Source organism: Humitalea sp. 24SJ18S-53 (genome assembly GCF_050632385.1).
Taxonomy (GTDB): domain Bacteria; phylum Pseudomonadota; class Alphaproteobacteria; order Acetobacterales; family Acetobacteraceae; genus Humitalea.
On sequence record NZ_CP192599.1, the window covers coordinates 5,534,753 to 5,548,278 of the forward strand.

Here is a 13,526-nt window from a genome sequence, read left to right on the forward strand (position 1 = left end):
GCGCGGACAGTGCCGATCAACAAGGGAGGCCGCACCATGCCGGACGCCGACAGCGGGACCCGACGCGAATTGTTTCGCGCGGCCGAGGATGCGTTGCGGACGCTGGCCCCGGACCTGCCCGCCGATGCCGTGGTGCTGCTGCGGCGGCTCTACGCGGCCGTCCACACCGCCGAACTGGCCGCCATGCCGCCCGAACAGCCGGCCGCGGCGGCCGCGTCGCTCTACGCCTTTGCCGCCGTCCGGGCGCCGGGCGGGGCGCCCATGGTGCGCCTGGCGCCGCCCGGCGCGGGGCGCGGCGCCTATGCGGTGGCCGAGATTGTCACCGATGACATGCCCTTCCTGGTGGACAGCGCCCTTGGCGCCCTGACGCGCCAGGGCCGGACCGTGCGGCGCCTGCTGCACCCCGTGGTCGGCGTCACGCGCGATGCCGGCGGGCGGCTGATCGCGCTGGATGGCGCCGATTCCCCGCGCGAAAGCATGATGCGGATCGAAATCGCGCCCGCCGGCCACGGCACCTGGGCGGCGACCGAGGCGGCGCTGGCCCGCGCCATGGCCGATGTGCGCCTGGCGGTCGCGGATTTTCCCGACACCCTCGACCTGCTGCGCGCGGCGCGGGAGGAAGTGCGCGCCGCCCCGGCCGATGCCGAGGAAGCGGCCGCGATGCTGGACTGGCTCGCCGGCGAGAATTTCGTGCTGATCGGCCACCGGCGCCTCGACATCGACGCCGACGGACGGGTGACCACGACCGAACCGGGCCTTGGCATGCTGCGCGACCCCGACGTGCCGGTCTTCGATGCGCTGCGCGACCTGGCGCATGTGCCGCCCGCCATCGTCGCGGGCTTCTCCGCACCCGTGCCGCTGACGGTCGCCAAGGCCAATCTGCGGTCCACCGTGCACCGGCCGCAGCATGCCGATGTCGTGACCACGCGGGTGTTCGGTCCCGACGGGCGGGTGGTCGCGGTGCGGCTGTTCCTGGGGCTTTTCGCGGCCGATGCCTATAACCGCAACCCGCGCGCCATCCCGCTGCTGCGCGGCAAGGTGGATCGCATCATGGCCATGGCGGGCGTCGCCCCCGACAGCCATGACGGCCGCGCGCTGCGCAATATCCTGGACACCTGGCCGCGCGACGAATTGGTGCAGGCGACCGAGCAGGAAATCCTGGACGGCGCGCGCATCGCGCTCGACCTCGGCATCCGGCCGCGCGCCGCGATCTATGTGCGGCGCGATCCCTTCGGCCGCTTCGCCAGCGTGATCGTCTGGCTGCCGCGCGAATCCTTCGACACGCGCACCCGCGAAAGGGTCGGGCAACTCATCGCCGGGGCGTTCCATGGGCGGCTGTCGGCCTTCTACATCGCCCTGGGCGACATGCCGCTGGCACGGGTGCACTACGTCATCGGCACCGATCCCGCGCAGGCCACCGAGGTCGATGTCTTGGTGCTGGAAGAGGCCGTCGCCCAGGCCGCCCGCGGCTTCGCCGAAAAACTGGCCGAGGCGCTGGTGGCCGAACAGGGCGAAGGCGCCGCCGCCAGCCTGATGACGCGCTGGCAGGATGCGTTCTCGCCCGCCTATCGCGAAACCGTCATGGCCGGGCGCGTCGTCGCCGATATCGCCCTGGCCGAACACGCGCTGGCCACCGGCCGGCCCGCCGCCACCTTCGATCGCGCGCCGGGTGCGGCACCCCGCCGGCTGACCCTGACCCTGGCCAACCCCGGTGAGGCGCTGCCGCTGGCCGATATGCTGCCGCTGTTCGAAAGCCTGGACCTGCGCGCGATCGAGGAAGCCGGCTATCGCCTGTCCCCCGCCGGTGCCGGCCCTGTGGCGCTGCATCGCTTCGTGCTGGACGCCGGGGTGGAAGCCCAGCCCGACCGCCTGCCGCCGCTGCTGGACGCGCTGGACGCCCTGCTGGCCGGGCAGGCCGAAGCCGATGGCTTCAACCGCCTGGTGCTGCGCGCCGGGCTGGACTGGCGCCAGGCCTGGCTGCTGCGCAGCATGTCGCGCTGGCTGAAACAGGTCGGCTTTGGCGTCGAGCAATCGAGCATCGAAGCCGCCCTCGCCAGCCACCCCGACTGCGCCCGCCTGCTGGTCGAACGGTTTTTGGCCCGGCTGGACCCGTCCCGCACCGCCGATGACGCGGCCCTGGCCGCCGCCTGGACCGCGGCCCTGGAAGCCGTCACCGACCCCGACGCCGACCGCATCTTTTCACGCCTGTCGGTCCTGGTGGACGCCGTCCTGCGCACCAATTTCTTCGCCCAGAAGCCGTATCTGGCGCTTAAGATCGACAGCGCCCTGGCCGGCGACATGCCGCTGCCGCGCCCCTGGCGGGAGATTTTCGTCCACGCCCCCGGCATCGAATGCTGCCACCTGCGCGCCGGCCCCGTCGCGCGCGGCGGCATCCGCTGGTCCGACCGGCGAGAGGATTTCCGCACCGAAATTTTGGGGCTGATGAAGGCGCAGCGCCTGAAGAACGTCGTCATCGTGCCGACCGGCGCAAAGGGCGGCTTTGTGCTGAAGGCACCGCCGACCGATCGCGCCGCCTTCCAGGCCGCCGGCATCGCGGCCTATCGCACCCTGATCAACGCCATGCTGGACATGAGCGACAACATCGGCGACGCGGGGGTGATCCCCGCGACCGGCAGCCAGCGCCGCGATGGCGACGATCCCTATATCGTCGCGGCCGCCGACAAGGGCACCGCGACCTTCAGCGACATCGCCAATGGCATCGCCGTGGAACGCGGCTTCTGGCTGGGCGATGCCTTCGCCTCGGGCGGCAGCAAGGGCTACGACCACAAGGCCATGGGCATCACCGCCAAGGGCGCCTGGGTGATGATCGCGCGGCACTTTGCCGAGATGGGGCACGACATCCAGGCTACCCCCTTCACCTGCGCCGGCGTCGGCGACATGTCGGGCGATGTCTTCGGCAATGGGCTGATGGTGTCGCGGCAGACGCGGCTGGTCGCGGCCTTCGACCACCGCCACATCTTCGTCGATCCGAATCCCGATCCGTCGGTGTCCTACGATGAACGGGTGCGGCTGTTCGCGCTGCCGCGTTCCTCCTGGGCCGATTACGATGCGCGGCTGTTGTCGACGGGCGGCGCGATTCTGCCGCGCAACGCGAAAACCCTGCCGCTGTCAGCAGAAATCCGCACCCTGCTCGGCATCGAGACCGAACGCGCGACCCCCGCCGACATCATGCGCGCCATCCTGCGCCTGCCGGTCGACCTGCTCTACTTCGGCGGCATCGGCACCTATGTGAAGGCCGCCACCGAATCCCAGGCCGAGGCCGGCGACCGTGCCAATGATTCCATTCGCGTCGATGGCCGCGAGTTGCGCGCCAAGGTGCTGGGCGAGGGCGCCAACCTCGGCATCACCCAGGCCGGGCGGATCGAGGCAGCGCGCCATGGCGTGCGGCTCAACTCCGACGCGCTCGACAATTCCGCCGGCGTGTCCACCTCCGACCATGAGGTGAACATCAAGATCGCCCTGGCCGATGCCATGCGCACCGGCATCCTGACCGAACGCCAGCGCGAGGATTTTCTGCGCGCCATGACCGACGACGTCGGCGCGCTGGTGCTGCGCGACAATGCGCAGCAGGGGTTGGCGGTGACCCTGGAGGCCCTGGGCGGGGCGGATTCCCTGGCCGCGCAGGGGGCGCTGATGCAGGCGCTGGAAGCGGCGGGGCTGCTGGACCGCGCCGTCGCCGGGCTGCCAGGCGCCGATGCCATCGCCGCCCGCGCGGCATCGGGCGATGCGCTGACCCGGCCGGAAATCGCAGCACTTCTGCCGCACCAGAAGCTTTGGCTGAACGACGCGATCGATGCCTCCAGCCTGCCCGATGATCCGGCGCTGGAACCGCTGCTGCTGGGCTACTTCCCGACCGCGCTGCGCACCCAATTCGCCGACCAGGCCCGCAACCACCGGCTGCGTCGCGAATTGCTGGCGACGATCCTGTCGAACGAGGTCGCCAACCGGCTCGGCTGCGCCGGTTTTTCGCGCCTGGCGACCGATGTGGACCCCGGGCGCGCGGCCCATGCGGCGGTGCTCGCCGAACGCCTGTTCGGGCTCGGCGACGCCGCCGATGCGGCCGATACCTGTGCCGCGCCCGCCGAAACCCGCCACGCCGTGCTGACGGCATTGCGGCGGCTGCACGAGGCCACGGCCCGCGCCCTGCTGGCCTTGCCGGAGGGCGCGATGCCGCTGGCCGAGGCCGAGGCCGCCCTGGCCCCCGGCATCAACGCCCTGCGCGCCTTAGCCGGCGACACGCCACAGGGCGCCGCCTGGATCGCAGCGGGCATCCCCGAGCCCGCGGCCCGGCTGGCCGCCGCTGACGCCCTGGCCGATGCGCCCATCGTGGTGAGGCTGGCGGCGATGGCGGGGGTGACCTCCACCGCCGCTGCCACCGCCTGGCACGAGATCGGCGAGGCCTTTGCCCTGGCCCCCCTGCGTGCCGCCATCGGCGCCGCGCGGGCGCCGGGCGCCTTCGGCACGCGGGCAAGGGCGGCCTTGCTCGACGACCTGGCGGCGATGCGCCAGCGGCTGGCGGCCGCAAGGCTCGCCGGCGGCGACCCCGCGGCGGCGCCGGGGGTCGGCGATGCGATGCGCCTGGCGCAGGAGGCCGCGGCGGCGGGCGAACTCGCCGCCTTCTCGGTTGCCCTGCGGGCCTTGGGGCGTCTCGCCGCGTGACACGGAAAGCCTGGGCCTGGGCCCTGTATGACTGGGCGAACAGCGCCTTTCCGACGGTGGTCTCGACCTTCGTCATCGCGGCCTATTTCAGCCAGGGCATCGCCGCCGATCCGGCGGCGGGGCAGGCGCAATGGGGGGCGATGCAGACCATCGCCGGGCTGGCCCTGGCGCTGACCTGCCCCTTGCTGGGGGCCATCGCCGATGCCGGCGGGCGGCGGCGGCTGATGCTGTTCTGGTGCACCATCGTCACCTCCGTCGCGACGGGGCTGATCTGGTTCGGCACACCCGATCCGGGGTCCGCCATCTGGGTGCTGGTCTGCGTCGGGGTCGCGACGGTGGCCTTTGAACTGGGCACGGTCTTCTACAACGCCATGCTGCCGCAGGTGGCGACACCCGATCGGCTGGGGCGGGTGTCGGGCATTGCCTGGGGCCTGGGCTATGCGGGCGGGCTGGCGTGCCTGGCGATCACGCTGGTGATTTTTGTCCAGCCCAACCCGTCGTGGTTCGGGCTGGACCGGGGGCAGGCCGAACACGTCCGCGCCGCCGCCATCCTGGTCGCGGTCTGGATGCTGGCCTTTGGCTGGCCCGTGCTGATCGCCCTGCCGGATCCGCCGGGCGAACGCCCCGGTTGGCGGCTGGCGGCGACCCGGGGCCTGGCCGAGATCATCGACGTGGTGAAGCGCCTGCCCAGCAACCCGCCGCTGCTGCGCTTCCTGGTGGCACGGCTGTTCTACACCGATGGGCTGAACACGCTGTTCGCCTTCGGCGCGATCTACGCGGCCGGCGTCTTTGGCATGAGCATGGAACAGATCCTGTTGTTCGGCATCGCGCTGAACGTCACCGCCGGGCTGGGGGCCGCAGGCTTCGGCTTGGTCGAGGACCGCATCGGATCCCGCGTCACCATCCTGATCGCGCTGGTCGCGTTGATCATCTGCGGCACCGGGCTGTTGATCGCGACGACCCAGGCGGCGTTCTGGGTCTTGGCGCTGTGCCTCGGCGTCTTCATCGGCCCGGCGCAGGCGGCCAGCCGGGCGCTGATGGCGCATATGGCCCCGCCGGGTGAGGCCGCCGTGCACTTCGGCCTCTTCGCCCTGTCGGGTCGGGTCACGGGCTTCTTGGGCCCGGCCGCGCTGGCCGCCGTCACCGCCGCCACCGGCAGCCAGCGGGCCGGCATGGCGACCGTGGTGGTGTTCCTGGCCGTGGGGGCGGCGATCCTCTGGACCGTGGCTCAGCCATCGCGGGTGCCCGCCGACAGCGCCAGGGCGCGGGCGTAAACCTGCTTGCGCGGCAGGCCGGTCGCCTCGGCGACCGAGGCCGCCGCGTCGCGCAGGCTCATCCCCGCCATGGCCGTGCGCAGGGCGGCGTCCAGGGCCGCACCCGTGTCGGGCGCCTCCTCGGGCGCGGGGCCGACCAGCACCACGATCTCGCCCCGCGCGGCGTGGGTCGCGTAATGGGCGGCCAGGGCCGGCAGGGGGCCGCGGCGCACCTCCTCGAACCGCTTGGTCAGCTCACGGGCGACAGCGGCGGGGCGGTCGCCAAAGGCTTCGGCCAGGGCGGCCAGGCATTCCCCCAGCCGGTGCGGCGCCTCGTAGAATATCAGCGTCGCGGTCAGGCCGGCCCGTTCGGCGGCGCGCAGCCGGGCCAGTTCGCTGGCCCGCTGCCCGTCACGGGTCGGCAAGAACCCGTGGAAGTAATGCGGGTTGGGCGGCAGCCCGGACAGGATCAGCGCCGTCAGCGCCGCATTCGGCCCCGGGATGGCGGTGATGGGCAGCCCGGCCGCGATCGCGGCCCCCACCAGGCGGAAGCCGGGGTCGGACAGCAGCGGCATCCCCGCATCCGACACCAGGGCGAGCTTCTGGCCCTGGCGCATCCGCTCCACCAGCCGGGGTGTCGTGCCGATTTCATTGTGGTCGTGCAGGGCAAGGAGTGTCGCCCCCACCCCTTCCCGTGCCAGAAGGGGAGCCGTCACACGGGTGTCCTCGCACAGCACCGCATCGGCCGCCTTCAGCGCCGCGACGGCGCGGGGCGACAGGTCGCCAAGATTGCCGATGGGTGTCGCCACCAGCGTCAACCCACCGCCCGAAGGAGGTTCGCTTGCCGGTTCCGTCACGTCGTGCTGGTCGTCCTGGTGTGTCACCTTTGCGTCGCCTGCTGCTGCTGGCCGTTCTTGTGCTGCCGGCGGCCTGCGCGCCGCAAGGCCCGCCGGCCGGCTTCGGCGGCCAATTGCCGCCAGCCTCCGGCACACCGCGCACCCGCGTCGCCCTGCTGCTGCCCATGAGCGGGGCGAACACCGACCTCGGGGCCGCGCTGTCGAACGCGGCGCAGTTGGCGCTGTTCGAACATGGCGGGCCGGGGATCGAGTTCACCACCCATGACACCGGCGGCACGGCCGCCGGGGCCGGCCAGGCCGCGCGGCGTGCCTTGGCCGAGGGCGCGCGCGTCATCGTCGGGCCGCTGACCGCGGCCGAAACCGCCGCCGCCTCCGGCCCCGCCCGGGCGGCGGGGGTGCCGATGCTGGCCATCACCAATGACGCCGGGCAGGCCACGGCGGGGGTCTGGCCGCTCGGCGTCACCCCGGCGCAGCAGGTGCGGCGCGTGGTCACGACCGCGGCCCAGGGCGGCGCCCGCCGCTTTGCCCTGGCCGGGCAGCAGGGGCCGTTCAGCCAACAGCTTTCGCTGGCGCTGCGGGCCATCACCGTCCAGGCCGGACTGCCGGCGCCGGTGGTGCTGATGTATCCGCCGGGCACCAACCCCGCCCTGGTCGCGCGCGACCTGGCGGCGCAGGCGGGGCAGGACGTGCCCCAGGCACTGCTGCTGGCCGAATCCGGCGACCGCGCCACCGCCGTCGCCGCCGCCTTGGCCGAGGCCGGGTTGCCCGCCCCGCCGCTGCGCCTGATGGGCACCGCAGGCTGGGGCCAGGATGCCACGATCAGCGGCGACCCGAACCTGGTCGGCGCGATTTTTCCGGGCCCCGACACCGGGGCGCGGATCACCTTCGAATCCCGCTACCGCGCCGCCTTTGGCGCAGCGCCCCCACGGGTCGCCGCCATCGCCTATGATGCCGCCGCCCTGGGCGCGGTGGCGGTGCGGGGCGGGGCCGCCGCGCAAGTTCCCGTGGGGCAGGTCTTCCAGGGGGCGGATGGCGCGCTGCGGCTGATGCCGGATGGCACGGTGCTGCGGGCGCTGGCGGTCTATGCTGTGTCCCCCGGTGGTTCGCCCCGGGTGGTCGAGGCCGCGACCCTGCCGGGCCAGGCCGGGTTCTGAGTGCCGGGGCGTCCTGACACCCGCCGGGTCCTGGCCGCGGCCTGCCTGATTGGCGGGCCGCCTTCCGCCGTGCTGCTGGTCCTGTCGGGGTTGGATTTCCTGGCGCCCGGCCCGGCCGCGCTGGCCATCGTCGCCTGCGGTGTCGCGGCCCTGGGTGTCGCGCGGCTGTGGCTGGGCAACCTGGCCGCGCTGTCGCAGGCCGTCGCCCGCGCCGCCGCCGGCGACGGGCGCCTGCCGGAACCCAGCAGCCCCCTGTTGCCGGCGGTGGCCGAGGTCGCGGACGGTGTCGCCCGCCTGGCCCGCACCCTGGCCGAGCGCGGCGGCCAGGTGGACCGGCTGACCCGTGCCGATGCGGCGATTGTCGAGGCGCTGCCCGACCCCCTGCTGGTGCTGTCGGCCGACCGTTCGCCGCTGCGGGCCAATGCCGCCGCGCGCACGCTGTTCGGCGCCACCCCCGGCAACATGGCCGGTGGCGAGATCGCGTCCCTTTTGCGCCACCCGATCCTGGCCGAGGCGGTGGACCGGGCGCTGGCGACCGGCGCCATCCAGCGGGTGGACCTGGTGCTGCCGCTGCCGGTCGCGCGCGACCTGGTGGCCCAGGTCACGCCGCTGGACCCGCCGCTGGCCGATGGCGGGCGGCTGATGGTGCTGCTGGCGGACCGGTCGCACGAACGCGCGGTGGAACAGATGCGCGCCGATTTCGTGACCAATGCCAGCCACGAATTGCGCACCCCGCTGGCCAGCCTGCTGGGCTTCATCGAAACCCTGCGCGGACCGGCCGAGGATGATGCCGTGGCGCGCAAGCGCTTCCTTGGCATCATGGCCGAGCAGGCGGAGCGGATGCGCCGGCTGATCGACGACCTGCTGGGCCTGTCGCGGATCGAATTGTCGGAACACCAGCCGCCCTCCGGCGAGGCCGATATCGGTGCCATCGCCGAGGCCGAGGCCGATGCCATGGCGCCGATCCTGACCAGCCGCCGCGCCCGGCTGCTGCGCGAGGTCACGCCGGGCTGCATCGCCCGCCCGGCCGATCCCGAACAGATCGCCCAGGTGGTCCGCAACCTGCTGGAAAACGCCATCCGCCACGGGCGGGAGGGCGGCCAGACGGTGTTGCGGGTGGAGACGGTCCAGAACCCCAAGCCCGGGGTAATGTTGAGTGTGGCCGACGATGGGCCGGGCATCGCACGCGAACACATCCCCCGGCTGACCGAGAGGTTTTACCGCGTCGATTCCGGGCGGTCCCGGGCGGCCGGGGGCACGGGGCTGGGGCTGGCGATCGTCAAGCACATCGTGAACCGGCATCGCGGGCAGTTGCTGATCGAAAGCGACGTCGGGTCGGGCGCGGTGTTTCGTGTGTGGCTGCCGGCGGCTTAGGCGCGCAAACCGGCCCGCGACATAGGAAAACAGGGTTTCGGACAAATAGCCGGCGGGGTGCGGTGGGGCGGGCATGGGGGTCTCCGGGGCCTCGGCAGTCTAAGCCTTTAATCCCATTTTGATCAAGGATTATGTTCCTTTCCGCGCTGGCTTGCCCTGGCGGCGTTCCCCGGCTTGGCTGCATGTCACATCGGGAGAAAACGACATGATCCGCCGCCTGCTGATCGCCGCACTGGCGCTGGCGCCCGCCGTTGCCTGGGCGCAGCCCGCCGCCCTGCCCCCCGGGCCGATCCGGCTGATCGTCGGCTTTCCCCCCGGTGGGGGCATCGACCTGCTGACCCGGGTGCTGGCGACCGGCCTGGCGCCGCGCCTTGGGCGCGCGGTGGTGGTGGAAAACCGGGCAGGCGCCGGCGGGAACCTGGCGGCGGAACTGGTCGCCAAGGCGCCGCCCGATGGGTCGGTGATGGGATCGGTCCCGGCCGGGCCGCTGGTGATCAACCGCCACATCTACCGCACGATGCCCTTCGACCCGCTGGCCGACCTGACGCCGATCAGCCGTTTCGCCGCCATCCCGGTGATCCTGATGGGGGCGCCGAACTGGCCGGTCACCACCATCGCCGAATTCCGCGCCGCCCTGCGCGCCCGGCCGACCGCCTGCGGCACGCCCGGGGCCGGCACCACGCAGCATCTGGCGACGGCCTTGCTGCTGCGCGCGTTGGATGCGCCTTGCGACATCGTGCACTACCGGGGTACCGGCCCAGCCCTGCCGGACCTGCTGACCGGCACCATCCAGGCCTATACCGACACGGTGGTGACCGGCCTGCCGCCGACGCGCGACGGCCGCGCCCGCGCCATCGCGGTGTTTTCGGCCGAGCGCAGCCCCCTCGCCCCCGAACTGCCCACGGTCGCCGAAACCATCCCGGGGTTTTCCGCCGAAACCTGGCTGGCGCTGATGGGGCCGCGCGGAATGCCCGACGCGCTGGCCGCCTGGTTCGAGGAACATGCGATCGCCGTGGCACGCGACCCGGCAGTGGTGGCGCAGATCCGGGCGCTGGGCGCCGAAGCCGTGGGGTCGGACCGCGCGGCCCTGGCGGCGGCGATCCGTGACCAGGACGCGATGTGGGGGCCGGTGGCGCGGGCGGCGGGGGTGACGGCGGATTAGACGGTTGCGCCAGTGGAGAGGGCTTTGCCCCCTCCACACCTCCCCCACCAGGGGCCGCCGCCCCTGGACCGGCGGAGTATTGATAAAATAAAGAGAGGGGCGGGGACCGCGAGTGCCAATGGAACGCGAGTGACGCCCCTCTCTTTATTTTATCAAATAGCGTGGGTTCCAAGGGGCCACGGCCCCTTGGTGGGGATAGTTTGAAAGGGGCAAAGCCCCTTTCAAGGCGCCACCCCCCATCATTCCACCGGATCCCGGCGGAAGCGCACCAGGACTTCGACCCGGTCCGGCCGTTCTGCCAGTGCCTGGCGCAGGATGGCGAGCAGTGTTTCGGGTGAGACGTTGAGATCGACGATCTGTGCCGGTTCTTCATAGACCAAGTGGGAATGCGGTTCGGGCACGGTGTCGAAGACCCGTTCGGCGCCGGTGCTGGGCAGACGGCCGAGCAGCCCGTGATCGGCGAGGGTTTCCAATTGGCGGGCGAGTTCGGCCGAGGTCACGGTGATCCCGGTTTCCGTGGTCATGCGGACCACCTCGCCGAGGCTGAGATGGGTCTCCGGTGCTGCGCGCAACAGCGCGAGCAGACGCGCGAGCGCGCCCTGGCCGGGCAGGCCGGCACGGCTCAATTCCTCCCGAAACGCGGCTTCCACCGCTTGTGGCATTCGTTCGTCCTCCCCAGTGTCCTGGGTGACCGCAGGCGCGTCCGGGCGCGGCTGGGACCAGCCGCGCCCGATCGTCGTTGCGCCCGGATCAGGCGAGGTCGAAGCGATCCGCGTTCATCACCTTGGTCCAGGCCGTCACGAAGTCGCGCACGAATTTCTGCTGCGCGTCGTCCTGGGCATAGACTTCCGCCAGGGCACGGAGTTGCGAGTTCGACCCGAAGATGAGGTCGGCCCGCGTGCCGGTCCAGGTCACCGCACCGCTCGCGCTGTTGCGGCCCTCGAAGACGTCGCCGGCCTCCGACGTCGGCTTCCAGGTCGTGCCCATGTCGAGCAGGTTGACGAAGAAGTCGTTGGTCAGCGTCTCCGGCCGCTTGGTGAGGACGCCGTGCTGGGACTGTCCGGCATTGGCACCCAGCACGCGCAAGCCGCCGACGAGGACCGTCATCTCGGGCGCGGTCAGGGTCAGCAGTTGCGCGCGATCGACCAGCAACTCCTCGGACGACACGCTGTATCGGGTCTTGAGGTAGTTGCGGAAGCCGTCCGCAGTCGGTTCGAGCACGCCGAAGGACTCGACATCGGTCTGGTCCTGCGTCGCATCCGTGCGGCCTGGCGTGAAGGGAACCTTCACGTCATGCCCGGCCTTCTTCGCGGCTTCCTCGACCGCGGCGCCGCCGCCGAGGACGATCAGGTCGGCGAGCGACACCTTCTTGCCCCCGGTCTGCGCCGCGTTGAACGCCGCCTGGATGGCTTCGAGTTTCGCCAGCACGGTGGCCAGTTGGGCCGGCTGGTTGACCTCCCAATCCTTCTGCGGGGCCAGGCGGATGCGCGCGCCATTCGCGCCGCCGCGCTTGTCGGAACCGCGGAAGGTGGAGGCCGAGGCCCAGGCGGTCGACACCAACTGGGCGATGGACAGGCCCGAGGCGAGGATCTGGCCCTTGAGGGCGGCGACATCCGCCTCGTTGACCAGCGCATGCGTGACATCCGGCACTGGGTCCTGCCACAGCAGCACCTCGGCCGGGACCAGCGGGCCGAGGTAGCGCGAGCGCGGCCCCATGTCGCGGTGGGTCAGCTTGTACCAGGCGCGGGCGAAGGCGTCGGCGAGCAGGTCCGGGTTCTGGTGGTAGCGCCGCGAAATCGGCTCGTAGATCGCATCCATGCGCATCGCCATGTCGGCGGTGGTCATCATCGGCGCGTGGCGTTTGGCCGGGTCTTGCGGATCAGGCACCAGGGTCGCGGCGGCGGGATCGGTCGGCGTCCATTGCCAGGCGCCGGCGGGGCTCTTGTTCAGCTTCCATTCGAAGCCGAACAGCGTGTCGAAGTAGCCATTGTCCCACTTGATCGGGTTCGGGGTCCAAGCGCCCTCGATGCCGCTGGTGATCGCATCGGCGCCCTTGCCGCTGCCGAAGCTGCTTTTCCAGCCGAGGCCCTGCTGCTCGATGCTGGCACCTTCGGGTTCACGGCCGACGAGGGCCGCATCGCCCGCGCCATGGCACTTGCCGAAGGTGTGGCCGCCGGCGGTGAGGGCCACCGTCTCCTCGTCGTTCATCGCCATGCGCGCGAAGGTTTCGCGGATGTCGCGGCCGGAGCCGATCGGATCGGGCGTGCCGTTCGGCCCCTCCGGATTGACGTAGATCAGGCCCATCTGCACGGCGGCGAGCGGGTTTTCGAGTTCCCGGTCCCCTTCGTAGCGCTTGTCGCCAAGCCAGGTGTCCTCGGCGCCCCAGTAGATGTCCTCTTCCGGCTCCCACACATCGGCGCGGCCGCCGGCGAAGCCGAAGGTCTTGAAGCCCATCGATTCCAGGGCACAGTTCCCAGCCAGGACCATGAGGTCGGCCCAGGAGATCTTGTTGCCGTATTTCTGCTTGATCGGCCAAAGCAGACGGCGCGCCTTGTCGAGGTTGCCGTTGTCGGGCCAGCTATTGAGCGGCGCGAAGCGCTGCGTGCCCGATGACGCGCCGCCGCGGCCATCGCCGGTGCGGTAGGTGCCGGCGCTGTGCCAGGCCATGCGGATGAAGAGCGGACCGTAGTGGCCGTAGTCGGCCGGCCACCAGTCCTGCGACATCGTCATCAGCGCGACGAGGTCCTGCTTCAGGGCCGCGAGGTCGAGCTTCTTGAATTCCTCGGCGTAGTTGAACGCCTCACCCATCGGATTGGACTGGGGGGAATGCTGGTGGAGAATCTTCAGGTTCAACTGGTTCGGCCACCAGTCGCGGTTCGACCTGCCGCCAAAGGTCGCGTGCTTGGGCGCGCCATGCATGACGGGGCATTTGCCGGCGCTCGCGCCATTGTTTCCGTCCATGTTTCTCTCCGATCTTGGTTGATTTGATGGATCTGGTCCGTGCAGCGGGACCGCGATGCAGGTGGTCGGCACGATGAAGGCCGGA

8 protein-coding genes are annotated in these 13,526 nt (G+C 71.5%); 5 read left to right on the top strand and 3 right to left on the bottom strand.

Features of this window, described 5'->3' with window-relative positions; translation table 11 throughout:
* Positions 1-36: 36 nt before the first annotated feature.
* Both ACQW02_RS26590 and ACQW02_RS26595 read left to right on the top strand, forming a co-directional pair.
* Positions 37-4,680, top strand: a complete 4,644-nt coding sequence (locus ACQW02_RS26590; RefSeq protein WP_431282933.1) for an NAD-glutamate dehydrogenase domain-containing protein — start codon at positions 37-39, stop codon at positions 4,678-4,680.
* Positions 4,677-5,954 carry an MFS transporter gene (locus tag ACQW02_RS26595; protein WP_431282934.1) on the top strand — a complete coding sequence of 426 codons (1,278 nt, stop codon included), beginning with the start codon at positions 4,677-4,679 and terminating at the stop codon, positions 5,952-5,954. The genes ACQW02_RS26590 and ACQW02_RS26595 overlap by 4 nt, the downstream gene beginning before the upstream one ends.
* Here the strand turns inward: ACQW02_RS26595 and rsmI are convergent.
* Positions 5,909-6,817 carry a 16S rRNA (cytidine(1402)-2'-O)-methyltransferase gene (gene rsmI / locus ACQW02_RS26600; protein WP_431282935.1) on the bottom strand — a complete coding sequence of 303 codons (909 nt, stop codon included), beginning with the start codon at positions 6,815-6,817 and terminating at the stop codon, positions 5,909-5,911. The two genes, ACQW02_RS26595 and rsmI, sit on opposite strands and share 46 nt — an antisense overlap.
* Positions 6,818-6,819: 2 nt before the next feature.
* On the opposite strand from rsmI, the gene ACQW02_RS26605 reads away from it, so the two are divergent.
* The 3 genes from ACQW02_RS26605 to ACQW02_RS26615 all read left to right on the top strand — a co-directional run bounded on the left by ACQW02_RS26605 (position 6,820) and on the right by ACQW02_RS26615 (position 10,480).
* A complete protein-coding gene (locus ACQW02_RS26605) occupies positions 6,820-7,944 on the top strand; it encodes a penicillin-binding protein activator (protein ID WP_431282936.1) in 1,125 nt (374 codons plus the stop codon).
* Positions 7,945-9,318: an ATP-binding protein gene (locus tag ACQW02_RS26610; RefSeq protein WP_431282937.1), complete on the top strand. Its 1,374-nt coding sequence runs from the start codon at positions 7,945-7,947 to the stop codon at positions 9,316-9,318. It begins immediately after the preceding gene.
* A gap of 205 nt (positions 9,319-9,523) precedes the next feature.
* Positions 9,524-10,480: a Bug family tripartite tricarboxylate transporter substrate binding protein gene (locus ACQW02_RS26615; RefSeq protein WP_431282938.1), complete on the top strand. Its 957-nt coding sequence runs from the start codon at positions 9,524-9,526 to the stop codon at positions 10,478-10,480.
* Positions 10,481-10,719: 239 nt separating this feature from the next.
* Here ACQW02_RS26615 and ACQW02_RS26620 read toward each other — a convergent pair whose 3' ends face one another.
* Positions 10,720-11,142, bottom strand: a complete 423-nt coding sequence (locus ACQW02_RS26620; protein ID WP_431282939.1) for a transcriptional repressor — start codon at positions 11,140-11,142, stop codon at positions 10,720-10,722.
* A gap of 88 nt (positions 11,143-11,230) precedes the next feature.
* Positions 11,231-13,441 carry a catalase/peroxidase HPI gene (gene katG / locus ACQW02_RS26625; protein ID WP_431282940.1) on the bottom strand — a complete coding sequence of 737 codons (2,211 nt, stop codon included), beginning with the start codon at positions 13,439-13,441 and terminating at the stop codon, positions 11,231-11,233.
* Between the last annotated feature and the right edge of the window lie 85 nt (positions 13,442-13,526).